General features: G+C 69.5%; 26 protein-coding genes. 11 read left to right on the forward strand and 15 right to left on the reverse strand.

Translation table 11 applies throughout. The annotated features are described in order from the left end of the window. Positions 1–39 precede the first annotated feature (39 nt). The gene (putA, locus tag PK606_RS05890; protein WP_324561681.1) at positions 40–3,792 is read right to left on the reverse strand and encodes a trifunctional transcriptional regulator/proline dehydrogenase/L-glutamate gamma-semialdehyde dehydrogenase; all 3,753 of its coding nucleotides are present in this window, start codon (positions 3,790–3,792) and stop codon (positions 40–42) included. A gap of 83 nt (positions 3,793–3,875) precedes the next feature. On the opposite strand from putA, the gene PK606_RS05895 reads away from it, so the two are divergent. Next, positions 3,876–4,367: an Lrp/AsnC ligand binding domain-containing protein gene (locus tag PK606_RS05895; protein WP_324561683.1), complete on the forward strand. Its 492-nt coding sequence runs from the start codon at positions 3,876–3,878 to the stop codon at positions 4,365–4,367. Between the two features lie 4 nt (positions 4,368–4,371). Here PK606_RS05895 and rocF read toward each other — a convergent pair whose 3' ends face one another. After that, entirely contained in the window at positions 4,372–5,307 is a 936-nt protein-coding gene (gene rocF / locus PK606_RS05900) for an arginase (RefSeq protein ID WP_324561685.1), read from the reverse strand. A gap of 83 nt (positions 5,308–5,390) precedes the next feature. On the opposite strand from rocF, the gene PK606_RS05905 reads away from it, so the two are divergent. Together PK606_RS05905 and PK606_RS05910 are read left to right on the forward strand one after the other, a co-directional pair. Continuing rightward, entirely contained in the window at positions 5,391–5,516 is a 126-nt protein-coding gene (locus PK606_RS05905; protein ID WP_324561687.1) for a hypothetical protein, read from the forward strand. Positions 5,517–5,555: 39 nt separating this feature from the next. Further along, positions 5,556–6,143: an NnrU family protein gene (locus tag PK606_RS05910; protein ID WP_324561689.1), complete on the forward strand. Its 588-nt coding sequence runs from the start codon at positions 5,556–5,558 to the stop codon at positions 6,141–6,143. A gap of 13 nt (positions 6,144–6,156) precedes the next feature. Here the strand turns inward: PK606_RS05910 and PK606_RS05915 are convergent, their stop codons facing one another. Continuing rightward, complete coding sequence (locus PK606_RS05915; RefSeq protein WP_324561691.1) at positions 6,157–6,450, reverse strand: acylphosphatase; 294 nt, start codon at positions 6,448–6,450, stop codon at positions 6,157–6,159. Positions 6,451–6,503: 53 nt separating this feature from the next. Here PK606_RS05915 and PK606_RS05920 point away from each other — a divergent pair, with 53 nt between their 5' ends. Both PK606_RS05920 and PK606_RS05925 read left to right on the forward strand, forming a co-directional pair. Further along, complete coding sequence (locus PK606_RS05920) at positions 6,504–7,763, forward strand: M14 family metallopeptidase (RefSeq protein ID WP_324561693.1); 1,260 nt, start codon at positions 6,504–6,506, stop codon at positions 7,761–7,763. A 49-nt stretch (positions 7,764–7,812) separates the two neighbouring features. Further along, positions 7,813–8,907, forward strand: a complete 1,095-nt coding sequence (locus PK606_RS05925; protein WP_324561695.1) for a 3-deoxy-7-phosphoheptulonate synthase — start codon at positions 7,813–7,815, stop codon at positions 8,905–8,907. Positions 8,908–8,917: 10 nt separating this feature from the next. On the opposite strand, the gene PK606_RS05930 is transcribed toward PK606_RS05925, so the two are convergent. From PK606_RS05930 to PK606_RS05985, 12 genes are all read right to left on the reverse strand, one after another. Next, complete coding sequence (locus PK606_RS05930; protein ID WP_324561697.1) at positions 8,918–9,490, reverse strand: protein-L-isoaspartate O-methyltransferase family protein; 573 nt, start codon at positions 9,488–9,490, stop codon at positions 8,918–8,920. Positions 9,491–9,545: 55 nt separating this feature from the next. Further along, a complete protein-coding gene (infA, locus tag PK606_RS05935) occupies positions 9,546–9,809 on the reverse strand; it encodes a translation initiation factor IF-1 (RefSeq protein WP_324561699.1) in 264 nt (87 codons plus the stop codon). 346 nt (positions 9,810–10,155) lie between these two features. Continuing rightward, a complete protein-coding gene (locus tag PK606_RS05940; RefSeq protein ID WP_324561701.1) occupies positions 10,156–10,902 on the reverse strand; it encodes a hypothetical protein in 747 nt (248 codons plus the stop codon). Between the two features lie 22 nt (positions 10,903–10,924). Next, entirely contained in the window at positions 10,925–11,191 is a 267-nt protein-coding gene (minE, locus tag PK606_RS05945) for a cell division topological specificity factor MinE (protein ID WP_324561703.1), read from the reverse strand. Positions 11,192–11,194: 3 nt separating this feature from the next. Beyond that, the gene (minD, locus tag PK606_RS05950; protein ID WP_324561705.1) at positions 11,195–12,010 is read right to left on the reverse strand and encodes a septum site-determining protein MinD; all 816 of its coding nucleotides are present in this window, start codon (positions 12,008–12,010) and stop codon (positions 11,195–11,197) included. Positions 12,011–12,062: 52 nt separating this feature from the next. Then, positions 12,063–12,806: a septum site-determining protein MinC gene (gene minC / locus PK606_RS05955; RefSeq protein ID WP_324561707.1), complete on the reverse strand. Its 744-nt coding sequence runs from the start codon at positions 12,804–12,806 to the stop codon at positions 12,063–12,065. Positions 12,807–13,213: 407 nt separating this feature from the next. After that, entirely contained in the window at positions 13,214–13,423 is a 210-nt protein-coding gene (locus tag PK606_RS05960; protein ID WP_324561709.1) for a DUF2788 domain-containing protein, read from the reverse strand. After that, on the reverse strand, positions 13,423–14,289 hold the full coding sequence (locus PK606_RS05965; protein WP_502920791.1) for a DUF2189 domain-containing protein: 867 nt from the start codon (positions 14,287–14,289) through the stop codon (positions 13,423–13,425). Before PK606_RS05965 ends, PK606_RS05960 begins: the two co-directional genes overlap by 1 nt. Positions 14,290–14,409: 120 nt before the next feature. After that, positions 14,410–14,787 (reverse strand): peptidoglycan-binding domain-containing protein, encoded by a 378-nt coding sequence (locus PK606_RS05970; RefSeq protein WP_324561711.1) that lies wholly within the window; start codon positions 14,785–14,787, stop codon positions 14,410–14,412. 187 nt (positions 14,788–14,974) lie between these two features. Then, positions 14,975–15,520, reverse strand: a complete 546-nt coding sequence (locus PK606_RS05975; protein ID WP_324561713.1) for a Spy/CpxP family protein refolding chaperone — start codon at positions 15,518–15,520, stop codon at positions 14,975–14,977. A gap of 184 nt (positions 15,521–15,704) precedes the next feature. Then, complete coding sequence (cueR, locus tag PK606_RS05980; protein ID WP_324561715.1) at positions 15,705–16,133, reverse strand: Cu(I)-responsive transcriptional regulator; 429 nt, start codon at positions 16,131–16,133, stop codon at positions 15,705–15,707. After that, complete coding sequence (locus PK606_RS05985; RefSeq protein WP_324561717.1) at positions 16,130–16,327, reverse strand: heavy-metal-associated domain-containing protein; 198 nt, start codon at positions 16,325–16,327, stop codon at positions 16,130–16,132. Before PK606_RS05985 ends, cueR begins: the two co-directional genes overlap by 4 nt. Before the next feature lie 133 nt (positions 16,328–16,460). Here PK606_RS05985 and PK606_RS05990 point away from each other — a divergent pair, with 133 nt between their 5' ends. From PK606_RS05990 to fghA, 6 genes are all read left to right on the forward strand, one after another. Continuing rightward, complete coding sequence (locus tag PK606_RS05990) at positions 16,461–18,842, forward strand: heavy metal translocating P-type ATPase (RefSeq protein ID WP_324561719.1); 2,382 nt, start codon at positions 16,461–16,463, stop codon at positions 18,840–18,842. A 96-nt stretch (positions 18,843–18,938) separates the two neighbouring features. Then, positions 18,939–19,523: a hemerythrin domain-containing protein gene (locus tag PK606_RS05995; protein WP_324561720.1), complete on the forward strand. Its 585-nt coding sequence runs from the start codon at positions 18,939–18,941 to the stop codon at positions 19,521–19,523. A gap of 112 nt (positions 19,524–19,635) precedes the next feature. After that, positions 19,636–19,935, forward strand: coding sequence for a metal-sensing transcriptional repressor (locus PK606_RS06000; protein WP_324561722.1), 300 nt, complete (start codon positions 19,636–19,638; stop codon positions 19,933–19,935). 22 nt (positions 19,936–19,957) lie between these two features. After that, positions 19,958–21,067, forward strand: a complete 1,110-nt coding sequence (locus PK606_RS06005; RefSeq protein WP_324561724.1) for an S-(hydroxymethyl)glutathione dehydrogenase/class III alcohol dehydrogenase — start codon at positions 19,958–19,960, stop codon at positions 21,065–21,067. 27 nt (positions 21,068–21,094) lie between these two features. Next, positions 21,095–21,520, forward strand: a complete 426-nt coding sequence (locus PK606_RS06010) for a DUF488 family protein, N3 subclade (protein ID WP_324561726.1) — start codon at positions 21,095–21,097, stop codon at positions 21,518–21,520. A gap of 4 nt (positions 21,521–21,524) precedes the next feature. After that, the gene (gene fghA / locus PK606_RS06015; protein WP_324561728.1) at positions 21,525–22,355 is read left to right on the forward strand and encodes an S-formylglutathione hydrolase; all 831 of its coding nucleotides are present in this window, start codon (positions 21,525–21,527) and stop codon (positions 22,353–22,355) included. Positions 22,356–22,360 lie beyond the last annotated feature (5 nt).

The following is a 22,360-nucleotide window of genomic DNA, read 5'->3' on the forward strand; positions in this document are numbered from 1 at the left end:
AACTTCCGCCCCGCGCTTGCACCCCGGTGCACCGGGGATTCACGCCATCGTCATCAGGCTGGCGTTGCCGCCGGTCGCCGCCGTGTTGACGCTGACCGAGCGCTCGGTCAGCAGGCGCTCCAGCGGTACCTCGGTGTCGCCGGGCCGCAGCGCCGTCAGGCCGACCAGCGGGCCCGGGCGCGCGGCCAGCACCTGCTGCACCGCCAGCGCTTCCTCGGCATCGCCATGCAGCAGCACGGCGCCGAAGTCGGCCTGCGGCGCGCGCCAGTCGGGCGCGATGGCGATGCGCGTCAGCAGCTCGACCGGCAGGCGCGCCCAGTCGGCCGCCGCCTCGGCCGGCCAGACGGCCAGCGCATCGACCGCCAGCACGGCGGCCAGTTGCAGCAGCCGATCCTCGCTGCGCCGCGCCAGGCACAGCACGCGACGGCGCGGCAGCAACTGGTAGCTGTTGCGCTCGCCAGTGGGGCCGGTGAGCACACAAGGCGCCAGCGAAGGGGCCGATGCAAACAGGCGATCGGCGGCGTCGGCCAGCTCCGGCCAGCCTTCGCGCCGCATGCATTGCTGCAGCTGCGCGCGCAGCGGCGACAGGTACGCGGACGGCGGCAGCGCCTCGGCCCCGCCCAGCGCCTGCACCGCCCGCTTCGCCGCATCCAGGGGCTTGCGCGCCAGCAGCCGCAGCAGGTAGAGCGGCCCGCCCGCCTTGGGCCCGGTACCCGACAAGCCGTCGCCGCCGAAGGGCTGCACCCCGACCACGGCGCCGACCATGTTGCGGTTGACGTAGAGGTTGCCGGCCTGCACGCGAGCGGCGACGCAGTCGATGGTCTCGTCGATGCGGCTGTGCACGCCGCCCGTCAGGCCGTATCCGGTGGCGTTGATCTGCGCCAACAGTGCATCGAGTTGCTCGCGCCGCCAGCGCAGCACGTGCAGCACCGGGCCGAACACCTCGCGGCCGATCTGGTCGATGCGCTCGATCTCGATCAGTGTCGGCGGCACGAAGCTGCCGCGCGCCAGCGCCACCGGATCGACCCGCGCCGCCTGGTGCACCGCATGGCCTGCGGCGCGCAGGCGCTCGATGTGGCGCTGGATGCCGGCCTGCGCCTCGGTGTCGATCACCGGGCCGACGTCGACGCTCAACGCACGCGGATCACCGAGCGCGCTTTCCGCCAGCGCGCCCTTGAGCATCGCCATCACCCGGTCCGCCACCTCATCCTGCAGGCACAGCGCGCGCAGCGCCGAGCAGCGCTGGCCGGCCGAGTCAAAGGCGGACTGCATCACGTCCTGCACCACCTGCTCGGGCAGGGCAGAGGAATCGACCACCATGGCGTTCTGGCCACCGGTCTCGGCGATCAGCGGCACCGGCCGGCCGTCGGGGTTCAGGCGCCGGGCCAGCTGCGCGTGGATCAGGCGCGCGACCTCGGTCGAGCCGGTGAACAGCACGCCGCGCACACGCGCATCGGCGACCAGGGCAGCGCCCACCGTCTCGCCGTCGCCAGCCAGCAGTTGCAGGACGGCGGGCGGCACGCCCGCATCGTGCAGCGCGCGCACCGCGTCGCGCGCGATCAGCGGCGTCTGCTCGGCCGGCTTGGCCAGCACTGCATTGCCGGCCGCCAGCGCGGTGGCGACCTGGCCGCTGAAGATGGCGAGCGGGAAATTCCACGGGCTGATGCAGGCCACCGGCCCCAGCGGCAGGTGGGTGGCGTTGTCGAACTGCACTCGCACCTGGGCGGCGTAGAAGCGCAGGAAGTCGACCGCCTCGCGCACTTCGGCGATGGCATTGGGCCAGCTCTTGCCTGCCTCGCGCACCAATAAACCCATGAGGCGCGGCATGTCGGCCTGCAGCGTGTCGGCCGCGCGCTCCAGGCAGGCGGCGCGATCGGCCGGCGGCGTGGCGGCCCAGGCCGGGGCGGCGGCTTCGGCGGCCGCCAGTGCACGGTCGACGTCGGCTGTGGTCGCTTCGCAAAGGCGGCCCACCACATCGCCGTGGTCTGCGGGGTTGCGGATGGCGGTTGCTCCCTCCCCCGCCAGCGGGAGAGGGGGTGAATGAGTCAATGGATCGACCGACAGGGAATGCGCCGCCCGCAATGCGTTCGACAGCGCCGCGAGCTGCGCTTCGTCCGCCAGGTCCATGCCGCCCGAGTTGCGCCGCGCCGCGCCGTACAGCTCGCCCGGCAACGGGATGCGCGGGTGCGGCGCGCCCACGGGTTGCTCGCGCTCGACCTGCGCGACCGGGTCCTCGACCAGCTCGTCGATCGGCAGCCCGGCATCGGCGATGCGGTTGACGAAGGAGGTGTTGGCGCCGTTCTCCAGCAGGCGCCGCACCAGGTAGGCCAACAGCGTCTCGTGCGTGCCGACCGGGGCGTAGATGCGGCAGGGCCGCTGCACGCCGGCCTCGCCGCTGACCAGCTGCTCGTATAGGGGCTCGCCCATGCCGTGCAGGCACTGGAACTCGTACTGCCCATCGGTGTAGCGCTGCGGCCCCGCCATCTGCACGATGGCGGCCACGCTGTGCGCATTGTGGGTGGCGAACTGCGGGTAGATGGCATCGGGCGCGGCCAGCAGCTTGCGCGCGCAGGCCAGGTAGCTGACGTCGGTATGCGCCTTGCGCGTGTAGACCGGGTAGTCGCTCTGTCCTTCCACCTGCGCGCGCTTGATCTCGCTGTCCCAGTAGGCGCCCTTGACCAGCCGCAGCATCAGGCGATGGCCGCTCGCGCGCGCCAGCTCGATCAGCCAGTCGATCACCGCCGGGCAGCGCTTCTGGTAGGCCTGGACGACGAAACCGATGCCGTCCCAGCCGGCCAGCGCGGGCTCGTGGCACAGTTTTTCCAGCAGGTCGAGCGACAGCTCCAGCCGGTCGGCCTCCTCGGCGTCGATGTTGAGGCCGATGTCGTGCTGGCACGCCAGCGTCGCCAGCTGCAACAGGCGCGGGTACAGCTCGGCCATCACGCGCCCACGCTGCGCGCGGGCGTAGCGCGGGTGCAGCGCCGACAGCTTGACCGAGATGCCCGGCCCGCCGATCACGCCGCGTCCGTCCGCCACGCCGCCGATGGCACGGATGGCGGCCTCGTAGCTGGCCAGGTAGCGCGCTGCATCATCGGCTGTCAGCGCCGCTTCGCCCAGCATGTCGTAGGAATAGCGGAAGCCCTCGGCCTCGCGCTGGCGGGCGCGCCGCAGCGCCTCGGCGATGGTTTCTCCCGTCACGAACTGCTCGCCCATCAGCCGCATGGCGCGATCCACCCCGGCGCGGATCAGCGGCTCGCCGCTCTTGCCGATGATGCGGGCGAGCGATGCGCCCAGGCCGGCCTCGCTGTGCGTGGCCACCAGCTTGCCGGTCAGCAGCAGGCCCCAGGCCGCCGCGTTGACGAACATCGATGGACTGCTGCCCAGGTGCGCGCGCCAGTCGCCATGCGCCACCTTGTCGCGGATCAGCGCGTCGCGCGTGGCGGCATCGGGAATGCGCAGCAGCGCCTCGGCCAGGCACATCAGCGCCACGCCTTCCTGCGACGACAGCGCGAACTCCTGCAGCAAGCCCTGCACGATGCCGGCGCGGCCACCCTGCGGCTTGCGCCGGCGCAGCGTGTCGGCCAGTCGATGCGCCAGTGCATGCGTGGCGCGCGCCTGCTCGGCCGATGGGCGCGCGGCGTCGAGCAGCGGCGCCAGCGCCTGGCCTTCAGGCCGGCGCGTGGCGGCGGTGATGGCGGCGCGCAGCGGTGGCTGTCCGGTCACTTCCGCGTGCAGCGCGGCGAACGGCAAGGACGCGGGTGCGTTGGTGACGGCAAGGTCGGGGTGGGTCATGGCGATCATCGTGCGATATCGAAGGACATTTCATTGTTCCGCTTTTGAATCCGAATGTTCTTCGGTTGTCGAATACGAACACCATGGAAAATACGGTCACGCCGCACGACAACCTCGACCGCATCGACCTGCGCCTGCTCCAGTTGCTGCAGCAGGATGGCCGCACCAGCAACCAGAAGCTGGCCGACACCGTGGGCCTGTCGCCCCCGGCTGTGCTGGCGCGCGTGCAGCGCCTGACGCGCGATGGCTTCATCCTGGGCACGCACGCGCGGCTGAACCCGGCCAGGCTCGGCCTGGGCCTGGTGGTGTTCATCGAGGTGCTGCTGGACCGCACGACGCAGAATGTGTTCGACGAGTTCAAGGCCGCCGTGCAGGTGTACGACGAGATCCTCGAATGCCATCTGGTCGCCGGCGGCTTCGACTACCTGCTCAAGACCCGCATGGCCGACATGGCCGCCTACCGCGCGTTTGCCGGCGAGGTGCTGTGGCGGCTGCCGGGCGTGCGCGAGACGCGCACCTATGCGGTGATGGAGGAGGTCAAGAGCACCAGCGCCTTGCCATTGCGCGCCGTCTGATCGCTTAGATGGTCTGGCGCATCAGCGTGCTCTTGCCGAACAGGCTTTCCACCAGATCCACCGCCAGTTCCGCCGTGCGGTTGCGGATGTCGCAAGCGGGGTTGAGTTCGACGATGTCGAGCGAGGCCAGCCGGCCGGTGTCGGCGATCATCTCCATGCACAGTTGCGCCTCGCGGTAAGTGGGGCCGCCGCGCACCGTGGTGGCGACGCCGGGAGCGATCTCGGGGTCGAGGAAATCGACGTCCAGGCTGACGTGCAGGTGCGTGTCCGCGTCGACGCCAGCCAGCGCACGCTCCATCGCGGCGCGCATGCCGTGCTCGTCGATGAAGCGCATGTCGAACACCTCGATGCCCGCCTGGTGCACGAGGCGCTTTTCACCGGCATCGACGCTGCGGATGCCGAGCTGGCGCAGCTCGCTGGCGCGCAGCGCCGGCCGCTCGGCCGAGAAGCCGCCGAGGCCGACCAGCTCCGGCGGGCCGTCGCCAAACAGGCTGGCCACCGGCATGCCGTGCAGATTGCCGCTGGGCGTGAGCGCGGCGGTGTTGAAGTCGGCGTGGGCATCGAGCCACAGCACGCGCAGGCGCCGAGCGCTGGCCTGACAGTGGCGCGCGACGGCGCTGATGGAACCCATCGCCAGGCTGTGGTCGCCGCCGAGCAGGATCGGCAGGCGGCCGATATCGAGCACGGCGAGCACCGCCTCGTGCACGGCACGGCACCAGGCTGTCACCTCGGGTAGGTGGCGAAAGCCGTCCCGTGGCGCTTGCCAGGGATTGGCCGGGCCGTTCAGGTTGCCGGCGTCGTGCACCGCCACGCCCTGGGCCTGCAAGGCCTCGGCAAGGCCGGCGACGCGCAGCGCCTCCGGCCCCATGCTGGCGCCGCGCGCGCCGGCGCCAACGTCGGTCGGTGCGCCGATCAGGGTGAGCTTGGTTGAAGTACGCATGGCCGGAAAAGACTGGGGTGGGCTTGACCGGAGCATGCCGCACATCCGGCGCTTGCGCACACATGACATGCTCATCCGCTAGGATGACGCCGCATTTCGGCAACAGGCATGCCAGCGAGGAGACCAGCATGAACCAGATGACCCGATCGCTACGCACCCTGTCCGCCAAGCCCAGCGACGAGCCGCTGGAGAGCCGCCTGAAGAAGTAGGCGCGCCGCGGCCCCACCCGAACCAATGGAAGCACCCTCATGACCCTGCTCATCCTCGGCCTGATCCTGTTTCTGGGCGTGCATTCCGTGCGCATCTTCGCCGACGACTGGCGCACGCGCCAGGTGGCGCGCCTGGGCCTGATGTCGTGGAAGGGCCTGTATTCGGTTGTTTCGCTGCTCGGCTTTGCCCTGATCGTCTGGGGCTATGGGCTGGCGCGCCAGCAGCCGGTCGTGCTGTGGACACCGCCGGTGTTCACCAGGCACCTGAACTCGCTGTTCACGCTGCTGGCCTTCATCCTGATCGTGGCCGCCTACGTGCCGCGCAACCATCTCAAGGCGGGGCTGCACCATCCGATGGTGCTGGGCGTCAAGCTGTGGGCCTTCGGTCACCTGCTGGCAACGGCCAAGCTGGCCGACCTGCTGCTGTTCGGCACCTTCCTGCTGTGGGCCATCCTGAGCTACCGCGCGGCGCGCCAGCGTGACCGCGTCCAGGGCACGGTCTACCCTACCGGCACGGCGCTCGGCACGCTGGTCACGCTGATCGTCGGCGTGCTGGTCTGGGCGGCCTTCGCATTCTGGCTGCACGCGGCCTGGATCGGGCTGGCGCCGTTCGGCCGGACGCTGTGAGCAGGGCCTTCAATCAGACCGTCGGCCGCTGCTCGAAGCCGTTCGGCGGCTCCGCCACGGCGGTCGTCACCTCGACCGACTCGACACGTGCCGTGCTCGGGCCGCGGTGCGCCCAGTCGATCAGTTGCGCCACCGCATCGGCCGGCCCGTGCAGCACGGCCTCGACGCTGCCGTCGCGCCGGTTGCGCACCCAGCCCGCCACATCCAGGCGCGCGGCCTGGGCGGCCATGCTGGCGCGGTAATACACGCCCTGCACCTGGCCACGAATCAGCAGGTGGCGCGTGATGGCGGGTTGCGTGGTGTTCATCGTTCTCAGGGCGGCCCTATAGTAGCGTCCTGATACGTCCCCGAGGAATCGACATGCTGCGTTGGCTGTGGCGCGCCGTGCTTGCGCTGGTGGTGCTGGGTCTGGTGGCCGCCGGCGTGGCCAGCTGGCGCTTTGCCGGTTACGCGGCGGCCGATCCGGCAGTCGCGCCCGACAGCCAGGCGCTGGCCTACTTCGTCGACGACTATGCCGGCGCCCGCGCCGCCTTCCTGGCGGACGGCGATACCCTGGCGCAGCGCTTCGCGAATGCCGAGCGCTTCGCGATCCCGGTCGGCAGCCGCCAGGGCACGCGCGAGTTGTTCGTCGACGGCCTGTACGTGCCGGCGCAGCAGAGCCCGAAACGCCTGCTGATCCTGTCCTCGGCGGTGCATGGCGTCGAGGGGCCGACCGGCAGCGCGGTCACGCGGCTGTTCATGCAGGAATTCATGAACGACGCCCTGCTGGCCGACACCGGCGTGCTGCTGCTGCATGCGCTCAATCCCTGGGGTTTCGCCGAGCAGCGGCGCTTCACCGAGAACAACGTCGACCTGAACCGCAACGCCGCCACCACCGAGGCGCTGTACCAGACCCAGAACGCCGGCTACCCGGTGGTCGATCCGCTGATCAATCCGGGTGGGCCGGCCGACCTGGGTGCCTGGCAGCACCGGCTGTTCCTGCTGCGCTCGGTGGCGCAGATCGCCCGCCACGGCATGCCGGTGCTGCGCCAGGCGGTGCTGCAGGGTCAGTACGAGGTGCCCCGGGGCATCTACTACGGCGGCAAGGCGCTGGAGCCGCAACTGGCCGCGCTGGCGCCGCGCCTGGCCACGATCCTGGAGCAGTACCCGCTGTCGATGGGCATCGACCTGCACACCGGCTACGGCGCTCGCGGCCAGCTGCACGTGTTCCTGAACCCGCCCGAGAACCCGCGCGTGCGCGAAGGCCTGGAAGCGGTGTTCGCGGGCCAAAACATCGACTGGGGCAGCGGCGCCGACTTCTACACCGTCACCGGCGACGTCGCCGGCTGGATCGGCGCGCTGCGCAAGAGCGGCGCGCACCTGCCGGCGGTGTTCGAGTACGGCACCATGGACAGCCAGGCCACGCTGGGCGCGGTCAAGTCGCTGCACATCACGGTGCTGGAGAATCAGGGCGCGCAGCACGGCTACGCCAGCGCCACCGACGAGGCGCGCATCAAGCACGACTACCGCGAGATGTTCAACCCCAGTTCGGCCGCGTGGCGCACCAAGGTGATCCACGACAGCCGCGCGATGCTGGGTCAGGTGCTGGCGCAGTTGCCGCAGGTCAGTGTCGGGCCCTGATATCGCCCTGATATCAATTTGATAGCTGCACCGCGCCGATAATCCGGCCATGCCCGACACCGCCAGCACCTCCACCCTCGACACCACCCGCATCGACGACACGCGCATCCGCGCGGTGCGGCCGCTGATCACGCCGGCGCTGCTGCAGGAATGGCTGCCGGCACCCGAGGCGACGCAGGACCTGGTCGAAGGCAGCCGCGCGGCGATCTCGCGCGTGCTGCATGGCCAGGATGACCGGCTGGTGGTGGTGGTCGGGCCGTGCTCGATCCACGACCACGATGAGGCGCTCGACTACGCGCGCCGACTCAAGACCGAGGCCGACCGGCACACCGACGAGCTGCTGCTGGTGATGCGCGTGTACTTCGAGAAGCCGCGCACCACGGTGGGCTGGAAGGGCTACATCAACGACCCGCGCCGCGACGGCAGCTACGCCATCAACGACGGCCTGCAGATGGCCCGGCGCCTGCTGCTTGAGGTACTGGCGCTCGGCCTGCCGGTAGGCTGCGAATTTCTCGACCTGCTCAGCCCGCAGTTCATCAGCGACCTGGTGAGCTGGGGCGCCATCGGCGCGCGCACCACCGAGAGCCAGAGTCATCGCCAGCTGGCCAGCGGCCTGAGCTGCCCGGTCGGCTTCAAGAACGGCACCGACGGCGGCGTCAGGGTGGCGCTTGATGCCATCGTCGCGGCGCAATCGCCGCATGCCTTCCTGGGTCTGACCAAGATGGGCCAGGCCGCCGTGTTCGAAACGCGCGGCAACCAGGATTGCCACATCATCCTGCGCGGCGGCAAGGCGCCGAACTACGCCAGGACCGACGTCGACGCCGCCTGCGCGCTGCTGGCGAGCGCCGGCCTGCGCGAGCAGCTGATGATCGACGTCTCGCACGCCAATTCGAGCAAGCAGCATGCGCGCCAGATCACGGTGGCGCAGGCAGTCGCCGAGCAGGTGGCGGCGGGCGACGCGCGCATCATGGGCGTGATGATCGAGAGCCACCTGGAGGAAGGCCGCCAGGACATCGTGCCGGGCCAGCCCTTGAAGCGGGGCGTGTCCGTGACCGACGCCTGCATCAGTTTCGAGCAGACGGTGCCGGTGCTGGCGGGATTGGCCGAGGCGGTGCGGGCGCGGCGGCAGTTGCGCCGCAACTGACGCGGGAGTTTCAGCGCAGCGGCACGAAGCGGTAGCCGCCGTGGCGCGTGATATCGGTCTGCTCGCCGCGCCGCACCACGCGCAACATCTCGCCGGCGACCGGGATCACCATGATGCCGCCGTCGCGCAACTGGTCGACCAGCGCCTGCGGCAGTTCGTCGGGTTCGGCCGACACCAGGATGCGGTCGAACAGGCCCTGCTCGGGCAGGCCCAGCACGCCGGGCCTCGCCTGCACGATGCTGGCCCAGGGTTGCCTGGTGGCGGCAAGGTTGTCGGCGCCCCATTGGGTCAGTTCGGGAATCAACTCGACGCCCAGCACCTGGCCGTCGGCGCCGACCAGGTGCGCCAGCAAGGCGGTGGTCCAGCCGGAGCCGGCGCCGACATCGAGCACGCGCATGCCCCAGCCGACATCAAGCAAGCGCAGCATGGCGGCGACCGTGCGCGGTTGTGAATTGGTCTGGTCGTGGCCGATCGGCAAGGGGCCGTCGTAGTCGGCTCGATGGCGCTGGTCCGGCGGCAGGAAGCCGACGCGCGGATGCGCTGTGAAGGCGGCAGCCACGGCGTCAGGCGTTTGGCTGCTCATGCCGTCTGGTTTCAATACTGGCTGGGCGTGTCGGGTGACAGGCCGACGGCGAGGCTCAGCGTCGGTGCTGCGGCCGCGCGCCGGTCGAAGGCATGCGCCGCTCGAGGTGGCGGAAGCTGATGCGGCCCTTGCTCAGGTCGTAGGGCGACAGTTCCAGCGACACGCGGTCACCCGCCAGGATGCGGATGCGGTGCTTCTTCATCTTGCCGGCCGAGTACGCCACCAGCTCGTGGCCGTTGTCCAGCGTGACGCGAAAACGCGTGTCGGGCAGCACCTCGTTGACGATGCCTTGCATCTCGATCAGTTCTTCCTTGGCCATGCGTTTTCTCCTTGTGTCAATGGGAACGAATGCGGAGCCTGGCCATCCGCCGGGACGGCGCGGCGCGCGGGATCGTTGACGACGGGCGGCGGCGGACGCGCGAGTGCTCTGAACTGGCCACACTCAGTGTGTGGCAGCGGCTGGCGGGGCACCGGCTATCGGGTGCGACGCCGCCGGCGAGCAAGGAAGCGATGGGAAAACGGCGTGTGCGGGATGCGGATCCGGCCAGCCATGCGCCTCGCGACCGATGGTCAGTCAATCGGCCATTTTAGCGCACATCCCATGATCGTGCTGCGCTGCAGCACGGAGGCGCTTCCAGGCACGGGTGCCGCCATGCCCGCACGCCTCAATCGCCCGCCTTCTCGTCCACCACCTTGCGCGCCGGCCGCTTGCCGGCGGCGGCCGGTTTGGCCGCAGCGGGCCTGGCCACCGGCGCACACTCGGCGGCCTGGCTTTGCGCGCGCAAGGTGTTCAGGCGGCTGGAGATGTGGTCGAGCACTGGCGGCGGCAAGGGTTGCCGGAACTCGAAATCCAGCCGTTCCAGTTCGGCTGCCAGATGGCGGCAGACAGCATCCAGGTGGCCCGGATCACTGCCGCTCGCCAGCGCCACCGGCCGCGCCACCACCGCGGGCACGCCGTCGCCGATGGAACCCGTGACACCGTTCGCATCCATGCCAGCTGCAGCCGCCGGCTGCGCGCTGCCTTCGGGGCAGGGCTCGTTGGTGTAGGTGACATGGCCGTCCCGCACGCATTTGTTGACTCCACCGGCCACCACGGCCGGCGCCTGCGGATCACGCGCTGGCGTGGGCGCCGGCGCAGGCCTGCTGACCGCCGGGACTGCGGCCAGATCGGGCTTCGCCGCCGGCTCGCCAGAAACAACCGGCTGCTCCGGCGCGGGTGCCCGGCCTTCCGCCACCGCCCGGCGCTGCGACACGTCGTTGACCAGCCATTCGTAGGCGTGGTAGGCGCCCACCATCAGCGTCAGCACGGCGGCCGCGGCGACCACCCAGCGCAGCATGCCGCCTTCCGATTCGGGCTCGGGCGGCGCCAGCGGCCGGTCCTTGTCGTCGGCGCTGCGCGGGTTCATGGTCATGCCGCCGGACGCCTGCGGGCGCTCAGGCTGCCGCCTTCTCCGGCAGCTCGATCTTGACTTCCAGCACTTCCAGGTCGTCCTGCCGTTCCAGGTTGACCTTGATGTCCTTCGGGTCGATCTTGACGTACTTGCTGATCACCGCGATCAGGTCGCGCTGCAGGTCGGGCAGGTAGTCGGGCTCGGCCGGGCTGCGGCCTGAGCGCTCGTGCGCCAGGATGATCTGCAGGCGCTCCTTGGCAACGCTGGCGGTCTTCTTCTTCTCGCCCAGGAAGAATGAGAGGAAGGACATGGCTCACCGACCTCCGAACAGGCGCTTGAAGAAACCCGGCTTCTCGGCCTCGACGTAGCGCATCGGCTTGTCGGCACCGAGGAAGCGCTCCACCACGTCGCTGTAGGCACCCGCCACGTCGGTGCCGGTCAAGTACACCGCCGGCAGGCCCTGGTTGGAGGCCTGCAGCACCGCCTCGCTTTCCGGGATCACGCCGATCAGCTTGATGCGCAGAATGTCCTGGATGTCCTCCAGGCTCAACATCTGGCCGTCGGCGACACGGTTCGGGTTGTAGCGCGTGATCAGCAGGTGTTCCTTGATCGGCTCCTTGCCGTCGATGGCGCGCTGCGTCTTGCTGCCCAGCATGCCCAGGATGCGGTCGGAGTCGCGCACGCTGGAGACCTCGGGGTTGGTCACGATCAGCGCCTCGTCGGCGTAGTACATGGCGTAGATGGCGCCGGTCTCGATGCCGGCCGGCGAATCGCAGACGATGTAGTCGAAATCCATCGCCACCAGGTCGTCGAGCACCTTCTTCACGCCTTCCTGCGTCAGTGCCTCCTTGTCGCGCGTCTGGCTGGCGGCCAGCACGTACAGCTTGTCGCACTGCTTGTCGCGGATCAGCGCCTGGGTCAGGTTGGCCTCGCCCTGGATCACGTTGACGAAGTCGTACACCACGCGGCGCTCGCAGCCCATGATGAGGTCCAGGTTGCGCAGGCCGACGTCGAAGTCGATCACCGCCGTCTTGTGGCCCTTGAGCGCCAGGCCGGATGCGAACGCCGCGCTGGTGGTGGTCTTGCCGACGCCGCCCTTGCCGGAAGTCACCACAACGATTCTTGCCATGTCAGTTCACCTTGCTTTAGCTGTAGCTTGATACGGGTTGCGCGCCACGCTCTCAATCACCCATGGGCTCGAACACCAGGCTGTCGCCGGCTTCGCCCGAAACCAGTTGCACGACCGCGGCGCGGCCCCAGATCTCGGGCCCGAGCGAGGCGTCGCTGGTGCGGTAGACGCCGGCGATCGACACCAGGTCGGGTTGCATGTCGAGCGCGAAGATGCGCGCCTGCGGCCAGCCCCGTGCGCCGGCGATGGCGCGCCCGCGCAGCGGCGCGTAGACGTGCACGTGGCCGTCGGCGATCACCTCGGCACCATGGTTGACCATGGCCAGCAGCACCAGGTCGCGGCCGCGCGCGTACACCTGCTGGCCCGAGCGCAGGGGCCGGTCGATCACCAGCGCGCCCGGCGCCACGGCCTCGACCGGCGGCGCCGGCGTTTCAGTGGTTCGCTCGCTGCGCTGCACCGGGACGTCGGGTGCCAGCAGCAGACCCAGCTGCGCCGCCGCCGCGCGCTGCTCCTCGCTGCCGCCGCGCACCGCCATGAAGCGCAGGCGGCGCGTGTGCAGCAACTCGCCCAGTTGCTCGAAATCGATGCTGGCCTCGGCATGCTCCGGCGCCAGCGCCGACAAATCGACCACCACCGGATCGTGCTCGAAGAAATCCGGCATCTCGCCGTACTGCGCTTCCAGTTCGTCCTGCAGCAGCGCCAGATCAGGCGACTTCAGACGCAATGCCAGCAATGGCAGCGTCGCGCTCTTGATCTCGAAAGTGCTGGGACTGCGGCCGGCCAGGGCAACGGACATGGAGGTGCGGATGTCGGACGAGGAAAGGCGGATCAGTGCGGATATCGACCGCTGATCTTACCAGTCGCCACCAGGGCATTTGCGGCCGGCGTTGGCCGGAATGTAACCAATGCCGGTGCCTCGACGCGACCCGGCCGGACTACGAAGCGGCAGCGGCGAAACGCTCTGCTGCTTGTCCTGTCTTGACTCTTGATAGTTATGAAAAAGAATAGTTGTCGTAGTAGAGCTCCTGCACTTTTGTGAGCAAGTCGGTTTTTACCAAACGCCATCGCCACTTAGGGTCTGGCCGGTGCTGTGGACAAGCAGCCGTGGCCGGGCGGCACTGGTGGGGACAAGATGAACGCCGGGCGACATGCTGTGGACAAGCCGCGACTTGCCAGCTGACTGTCCACAGGTTTTTCCGACCGCTATTTCTCGATCACCCACTGGATGATGGTCTTGGCGATGAAGCCCACCATGCCGAAGGCCAGCGCCAGGAACAGCACGAAGGTGCCGAACTTGCCGGCCTTGGATTCCCAGGCCAGTTGCCCGACGATGAACAGCATGTAGAGCATGAACGCGCTGACGCCGACGGTGAGGCCGAACCAGGCGATCTGTTCCTCGTTGAAGCCGAACATCAGGTGCTTCCCTCCGGCGGCAGGCGTTCCGGCAGCGCGGATTCGTCGACCAGCGCCCGGTAGGCGTGCCAGCTGGCGTGGCCGAGCCAGGGCAGGATGACGATCAGGCCGAGCAGCGCGGTGGCCATGCCCAGCAGCGTCAGGGCCATGATCAGGCCCGCCCACAGCGCCAGCGCGCCCGGGTTGCTCAGCACCGCCTGCCAGCTGGTCAGTACGGCTTTCAGCACGTCGACCCGGCGGTCGAGCAGCAAGGGCATCGACACCACGCTGGAGGCGAACAAGGGCGCCGCCATCAGCGCGCCCATGGTCAGCCACAGCTCGAACAGGTAGCCGCGCGGAGCCAGCACCACGTGGCGCACGAAATCCAGCGGTGCGTGGACTGGCGCCGGAGCCAGTGCGGTGATCAGCGCGGCGGAAGTCAGCACCCAGCCGGTGCCGGCCAGCGACAGCAGCAGGCCGAAGCGCACCAGGCTCCAGTAGCCGCCGTGCACGGCGTAGCGCGAGTACTGCCAGCGGGTCCAGGTCTTGGTCACCGTCTGCAGGTCGGCCGGTTCGCCGCGCTCGAGCGCACGGCTGAGCGCGTACAGGCTGGTGGCCAGCACCGGCGCCACCACCAGAAAACCGGAAAAGGCGCCAGCCAGCAGCCAGAAGCGGTCGCGCGCGATCAGCAGCAGCAATGCGCCGAACGCTGCCAGGACCAGCCCGTGCAGCAGACTCGGCAGGCCGATGCGCCACAGATCGCGCCAGCCCAGCGCCAGCCAGTCGAACGGGGCGGCTAGCGCGATGCGGCGGATCGGCGGCAGGCGCAGCGTGCCGGGCGGGCGCGCCGGCGGCAACGGCGGTGGTGGCGGAGCGGTATGGGGCACGGTGGGCGCAGCTTGGCGTGGGCGGATCGGCAGGATAACGCCATCAGTACCTGGTTGCCGGTGCCGGCGTTCAGGTGACGTCCGCAGTCGCCGCACACGCGTGGCGCGGCGGCGCGACCATCAGCGCCCCAGCGCCTGGATCGTGACGGAATCCAGGCGGCCGGTCGCCATCAGGCCCTGGTCGCGCTGGAACTGGCGCAGTGCACTGGCGGTTCGTGGACCGGCAACGCCGTCCACGGTGCCGGGGTCGTAGCCCTTGTCGAGCAGGCGCTGCTGGGCGTCGCGCACGCTCATGTTGAGCGGTGCCGGAGCGCGCGGCGCCGGGGCGGGTGCGGTGACGACCGCCGGTGGCGGTGCCGTAGGGGGTGCGGTGACCGGGGCCGGCGTAGGTGGCGCGGCAGCGGGTGTGGCTTGGGTGCTGGCGGGTTCGGTCGCGCAGGCGGCCAGCAAGGCCAGTGGCGCGGCCAGAACCAGCGCACGGGTCAGGCGTGAATGCATGGGTGGCTTCCTCTGAATCGATCGGTGCCCTGCAGCGCCAGCGGTGGCGGCAAGGCCCAGAGCGAAGTCCTACCTTAGCGCATGACGGGCCAGCGATCCAGCGCGGTCGCGTCGTGCGCCTGCCCGGGAACAAGAAAAGCCGGTGGCCATGCGAGTGGCCGCCGGCTTGTCGATGAGCGCCTGCGGATCAGCGCATGCCGCGGTGGCCAGGGCCGCCCATGCCGCCCATTCCACCCATGCCGCCGCCCTTGCCGCCGCGCATGGCGCGCTCGTCGTACACCTTCTGCTGCTCCGGCGTGAGTTGGGCGTAGAAGGCCTTGACCGCCTCGCCGCGTTGCTGCATGCGGGTCTGGCGTTCGGTTGCCAGCTGTTGCATGCGGTCGATGCGCTGCGGGGTGTTCAGCTGGCTCAGTTCGTCGCGGTTCATGCGCGGCCATGCGGCATCGGCGGGCGGCTGCATGGCGGCGGCATAGGCGGTCCAGGCGCCTTCCTGTGCCGGCGTGAGTTTCAGCTGCGCCTTCAGGTCGGCCATGCGCTGCGCATGCCATTCGGCCCGGCGCTGTTCACGCTGCGCCGAATCCATGCGCGCGCCGCGATCGCGCATCATGGGGCGGGCGGTTTGCTCGCCGGCGGCAGGGCCGGCCTGCGCCACGGTCAAGGGGCTTTGCGCGACGGCGATGGCACCGGTGGCGGCCAGCACGGTGGCGATGAAGAGGCGTTTCGGGTGGGTCATGACTGCTTCCTTTCAGGATCGGTATTCGTAACGGGATCAAGCACCTGGCCGGGGCGGCCGTGAAGGCTCGATGACCGGCTTGAAAGCAAGTCTGCGCCGCGCCGGTATCGGCGTCATCACTGGCGCATGTCGGTTTGTAAAGATTGGCAAACAGGGGAAGAATGCGCGGCCGCCGCACCAGGCTTCAGCGCGCCTTGTGGCGGCCGCTGAGGTCGTCGAGGATCGGGCATTCGGGCCGCTCGTCGCCATGGCAATGGCGCAGCAGATCCTGCAGCGTGCGCCGCATGTCCTGCAGGGCGGCGATGCGCTGCTCCAGCTCGCCGACATGCCGCTGGGCAATGCGCTTGACATCGGCGCTGGCGCGTTCGCGGTCGTGCCACAGGCCGACCAGCTCGGCGATCTCGGCCATCGAGAAACCCAGTTCGCGCGAGCGCTTGATGAAGCGCAGGGTGTGGATGTCGGCCGGCGTGTACTGGCGGTAGCCGCTGTCGGTGCGCGCCACCGCGCCGAGCAGGCCGAGCGCTTCGTAGTGACGCACCATCTTGGCCGACACGCCCGAGGCGCGCGCGGCGGCGCCGATGTTGACCGGGCCGATGCCCTGGCCGGGGTTCATTCGGTCACCGTGTAGCCTTCCTCGCGGATCGCGGCGGCGATCGCCTCGCGCGGCTGCGTGGTGTCGACCTCGACCAGGTTCTGGGCACGGTCGATCTTCACCTGGGCGCTGCCGTCGAGCTGCTTGATGGCGCGCGTGACGGCGGCCTCGCAGTGGCCGCAGGTCATGCCGGTGACGGTGAATTGCTGGTTCATGAGAATCTCCTGAAGAACGATGGAACGGCGATGGCACCCATCATGAAGCTTGACATGGTGGCAATGTCAAGCGGTTCAACAGGTTTCCCAGCCGGCTTGACATTCCCATCATGGGAAGCCTGATACTGCCGGCATGACCGATTCCACCACCACCCTGGATCTCGGCGTTGGCGGCATGACCTGCGCCTCCTGCGTGTCACGCGTCGAGCGCGCGCTGAAGAAAGTGCCGGGCGTGCAGTCCGCCGCCGTCAACCTGGCGACCGAGTCGGCGCGCGTCACCTTCAGCGGCGGCGAGGACATGAGCGCCGTGCTGCGGCGCGCGGTGCGCGATGCCGGCTACGAGCCGCGCGCTGCCGCGGCCGCCATCGACGCCGCTGACGTCTCGCCCTGGGCCGGCTTCGGCCCGGTGGCGCTGGGCCTGCTGCTGTCGGCGCCGATGGTGCTGCCGATGCTGGGCCTGCCCTTCGGCATCCACTGGATGCCGCCGGCCTGGCTGCAGTTCCTGCTGGCGACGCCGGTGCAGTTCTGGCTCGGCGCACGCTTCTACAGGGCCGGCTGGCACGCGCTCAAGGCCGGCAGCGGCAACATGGACCTGCTGGTCGCGGTCGGCACCACGGCGGCCTGGGCGCTGTCGGTGTGGATGTGGCTGTTTTCCGAACACGGCGGCCACGCGGCCCACCTGTACTTCGAGAGCTCGGCGGTGGTGGTGACCCTGGTGCTGCTGGGCAAGTGGCTGGAGTCGCGCGCCAAGCGCCAGACCACGGCGGCGATCCGCGCGCTGCACGCGCTGCGCCCCGAGATGGCGCACCTGATCGACTGGGACGGCAGCGAGAAGGACATCCCGATCGACGAGTTGCGCGTCGGCGACCAGCTCGCGGTGCGCCCCGGCGAGCGCGTGCCGGCCGACGGCGTGCTGCGCGAGGGCGCGACCCAGGTCGACGAATCGATGCTGACCGGCGAGCCGCTGCCGGTGGCCAAGGGCGTGGGCGACCAGCTCACCGGCGGCTCGATCAACGGCGACGGCCGCGTGCTGCTGCAGGTCACGGCGGCCGGCAGCGAGAGCGTGCTGGCCCACATCATCCGTCTGGTCGAGGACGCCCAGGCCGGCAAGGCGCCGGTGCAGCGACTGGTCGACAAGGTATCGGCGGTGTTCGTGCCGACGGTGATGCTGATCGGGCTGCTGACCTTTCTCGGCTGGTGGTTCAGCGGGCTCGACACCGAGCTGGCCATCATGCGCGCGGTGGCGGTGCTGGTGATCGCCTGCCCCTGCGCGCTCGGGCTGGCGACACCGACCGCGATCATGGCCGGCACCGGCGTGGCAGCCAAGTTCGGCATCCTGATCAAGGACGCCGAGGCGCTGGAGGTGGCGCACCGGGTCGACACCGTCGCCTTCGACAAGACCGGCACGCTGACACGGGGCCGGCCGCGCCTGCTGGCGCTGGCGACGGCGCCGGGTGTCGACGAGGCGGCGGCGCTGCGCAGCGCGGCCAGCCTGCAGAGCGGCAGCGAGCACCCGCTGGCGCGTGCCGTCACGGAGGCTGCCGAGGCGCGGGAGCTGGCCTGGGACGCACCACAGGACGTGCAGGCAGTGCCGGGCCGCGGCACCGTCGGCCAGGTGGCTGGGCACGAGGTGCTGATCGGCAGCCTGCGCTGGATGGACGAACTGGGCGTCGATCTGCAGGCGCTGGGCGAGCGTGCCGCCGCGCTGCAGGCCGAAGGCGCCACCGTTTCGGCGCTGGCCGTGCGCAGTGCGCCCGATGCCGTGCCGCGGGCCATGGCCTTGCTGGCCTTCGGCGACGAACCGAAGCCGGGCGCCGCGGCGGCGCTGGCCGAACTGCACGCGCGCGGCGTGCGTGCGGTGATGATCTCGGGCGACAACCGCGGCGCCGCCGAGGCCATGGCGCGCCGCCTCGGCCTCAAGCCCGAGGACGGCGAGGTGATGGCCGAGGTGCTGCCGGGCGACAAGGCCGAGGCCGTCATGCAATTGCGCGGGCAGGCCAATGCCACCCACCCGGCCGCCGGGCCGCTCCCGAGGCCGGGTGCGGCCCCCTCGGGGGGCAGCGCAACAGGCGCAGCCGTGGAGCGTGGGGGCCGTCATGTCGTCGCCATGGTCGGCGATGGCGTCAACGACGCGCCGGCGCTGGCGGCGGCCGACGTCGGCATGGCCATGGGCAGCGGCACCGACGTCGCCATGCACGCGGCCGGCATCACGCTGATGCGCGGCGACGTCGGCCTGGTGCCGGCGGCGCTGGACGTGTCGCGCCGTACCGTGGCCAAGATCCGCCAGAACCTGTTCTGGGCCTTCATCTACAACGTCGCCGGCATCCCGCTGGCGGCGATGGGCTACCTGAGTCCGGTGGTGGCCGGCGCGGCGATGGCGCTGTCCTCTGTCAGCGTGATGAGCAATGCGCTGCTGCTGCGGCGCTGGCAGCCGGCTGCACCGGCGGCGACAGTCAACGACAGCGGTGCGGTCAATGAACCGGCCGCAGCGGGTGAATACCAGGGCGCCAGATAATCGATCCAGCGCCGCAACGGGCGCGATTCGAACCCCTTTCAGGGACAGCAGATCGGGCCTCGCGGCACCGATCGACGACAGAACAGACTGAACACGATGAAACCACGGACCCTCGAAATCATCCGCGACGAACACTCTTCCATGGCCGCCATGCTGCAGTCCCTGCGGCTGATGGTGAAGCAAGGCCCCGGCGACGATCCGAAGGGCTTTTTCGAGGTGCTGCGGGCGATGCTGTTCTACATCGATGAGTTCCCCGAGCGCCTGCACCATCCCAAGGAGACCGAACTGCTGTTTCCGCGCGTGGTGAAGGCGGTGCCCGAGTTGGGCGTCGCGGTGGCGCGCCTCGACCGCGACCACGAGTACACCGAGCAGGCGGTGCGCGACGTGCACCAGATGCTGGTGGCCTGGGAGATGCTGGGCGACTCGCGGCGACAGGAGTTCCAGGAAACGCTGACGCGCTACATCAACGTGTACCTGGCGCACATGCAGCTGGAGGAGCAGGAGATCCTGCCCGCGGCGCAGAAGCATCTGACCGAGGCCGACTGGGAGGAACTCGATGCCGCATTCGAGGAAAACCGCGACCCGCTGACCGGCAAGTACCAACCCGATCCGGTGTTCGAGCAACTGTTCACCCGCATCGTGCGCGACGCACCGGCGCCGATCGGGCTTGGTGGCGGTTGAGCCGTCCCTCGTCTTGGCTACCAAAAGGGTCGCATCAGCGACCCTTTTTTTGACTTGTCCTTTCTTTTGGTATGGTTTATAAACTACCCCACAGTATTGGGAGGGTGCCGCCATGCCCCATTCGCCGCAAGACAGGAAACGCGCCATCACCCGTTTGCGCCGCATCCGTGGCCAGGCCGAGGCGCTCGAGCGCAGCATTGCCCAAGGTGCCTGCTGCGGTCCGGTGCTGCAGCAGCTGGCTGCCATGCGCGGCGCCGTCAACGGCCTGATGGCCGACGTGCTGGAAGGCCACATGCGCGAATCCCTCGGCCACGCCGATTGCGACCCGGACGGCTTGCAGGATCCGGCGCACGCACGCATCCACACGACCATCGACGAGCTGACGTCGCTGGTCCGTGCCTACCTCAAGTAAATCCGCATCAGGAGAACCGCCCATGAAATCCCGCGCCGCCGTCGCCTTCGAACCCGGCAAGCCGCTGCAGATCGTCGAGATCGACGTCGCCCCGCCGAAAAAGGGCGAGGTGCTGATCCGGATCACCCACACCGGCGTCTGCCACACCGACGCCTTCACCCTGAGCGGCGACGATCCGGAGGGCGTGTTCCCGGCGGTGTTGGGGCACGAGGGCGCCGGCACCGTGGTCGAGGTCGGCGAAGGCGTCAGCAGCGTGAAGCGGGGCGACCACGTGATTCCGCTCTACACCGCCGAGTGCGGCGAATGCCTGTTCTGCAAGAGCGGCAAGACCAACCTGTGCGTGGCCGTGCGCGCCACCCAGGGCAAGGGCCTGATGCCTGACGGCACCACGCGCTTTTCCTACCAGGGCAAGCCGATCTACCACTACATGGGCTGCTCCACCTTCAGCGAATACACCGTGGTGGCCGAGGTGTCGCTGGCCAAGGTCAACCCTGAGGCCAACCCCGAGCAGGTCTGCCTGCTGGGCTGCGGCGTCACCACCGGTCTGGGCGCGGTGAAGAACACCGCCAAGGTGCAGCCGGGCGACAGCGTCGCGGTGTTCGGCCTTGGCGGCATCGGCCTGGCGGTGATCCAGGGCGCCAAGCTGGCGGGTGCCGGCCGCATCATCGCCATCGACACCAACCCGGCCAAGTTCGAGCTGGCGAAGACCTTCGGCGCCACCGACTGCGTGAACCCCAAGGACCACGACAAGCCGATCCAGCAGGTCATCGTGGACATGACCACATGGGGCGTGGACCACAGCTTCGAGTGCATCGGCAACGTCCATGTCATGCGTGCAGCGCTCGAATGCGCGCACCGCGGCTGGGGCCAGAGCGTAATCATTGGTGTCGCCGGCGCCGGGCAGGAGATCTCGACGCGGCCGTTCCAGCTCGTCACCGGCCGGCGCTGGCTCGGCACGGCCTTCGGCGGCGTCAAGGGCCGCAGCGAGCTGCCCGGCATGGTCGAGGACGCGATGGCCGGCCGGATCCAGCTCGCGCCCTTCGTCACCCACACCATGCCGCTGACGGAGATCAACGAGGCCTTCGATCTGATGCACGCCGGCAAGTCGATCCGCAGCGTGGTGCATTACTGATCAGCCGTTGCCACCGACGACGCCCCCATGTTGTCCCGCTACCGCATGCAGCGCGGCCTGCCGGCTGCGCAGTTGCCGCAAGGCATCCGCCAGGACACCCGCAAGCACACGCGGCACATCCTGCGGCCCGAAGCGGAGTTCGTGCGCGAGTTCTTCGCCGACCCGAGCGATGCGGTCTGGCGCCAGTCGATGGACCGGTACCGCGCCGAGCTGGAACGCCGGTTCGCGCAGGATCGCGGGCCCTTCGACGCGCTGGCCGATCTGGCGCGGCGCGAGAACGTGTTCATCGGCTGCAGCTGCCCGACCCGGCTGGTTCCCGACGTGCGCAAGTGCCACACCTGGACCGCGCTGGAATTCATGCACGAGAAGTACCCCAACCTGGAGGTCCGGATGCCCGAAGTCGAGACGCCGGGTGACCCCGGCCGTCCTCGCCGGAACCCGATGGAGAAGTAAGACAGTGGAACGCATCGAACAGCACGCCAGCTTCGGCGGTCGCCAGGAAGTCTGGAAACACGCCAGCCGCAGCACCGGCACGCCGATGACGCTCGGCGTCTACCTGCCGCCGACGGCGCTGCAAGGCGAGCGCTGCCCGGTGCTGTATTGGCTGTCGGGCCTGACCTGCACCGAGCAGAACTTCATCACCAAGGCGGGCGCGCAGCAGTTCGCGGCCGAACACGGCCTGATCGTGGTGGCGCCCGACACCAGCCCGCGTGGTGAAGGGGTGGCCAACGACGAGGCCTACGACCTCGGTCAGGGCGCGGGCTTCTACCTGAACGCCACGCAGCCGCCGTGGGCGCCGCATTTCCGCATGGAGGACTATGTGGTGGATGAGTTGCCGGCGCTGATCGAGCAGCACTTCCCGGCCACCGGTGCGCGCGGCATCAGCGGCCACAGCATGGGCGGGCATGGCGCGCTGACACTGGCGCTGCGGCATCCTGGGCGATACCGGAGCGTGAGCGCGTTCTCGCCCATCGTCGCGCCGACCCGGGTGCCTTGGGGTCGGAAGGCGTTCAAGGCCTACCTGGGTGAAGACGAAGCCGCGTGGAAGCAGCACGACGCGGTCGAACTCATCGCCAGCGCGACCGAACGTCTGCCGCTGCTGGTGGATCAGGGCGACGCGGACGACTTCCTGACCGGCCAGCTCCGGCCCGACCTGCTGCAAGCCGCCTGCGAGCAGGCCGGCCACCCCTTGACGCTGCGCCTGCAGCCAGGCTACGACCACAGCTACTACTTCATCGCCAGCTTCATCGGCGAGCACCTGGCGCACCACGCGCGCGCCTTGCGCTGACCGGC

The sequence above is a fragment of the Ottowia sp. genome (genome assembly GCF_035444425.1).
Lineage (GTDB): Bacteria > Pseudomonadota > Gammaproteobacteria > Burkholderiales > Burkholderiaceae_C > Ottowia.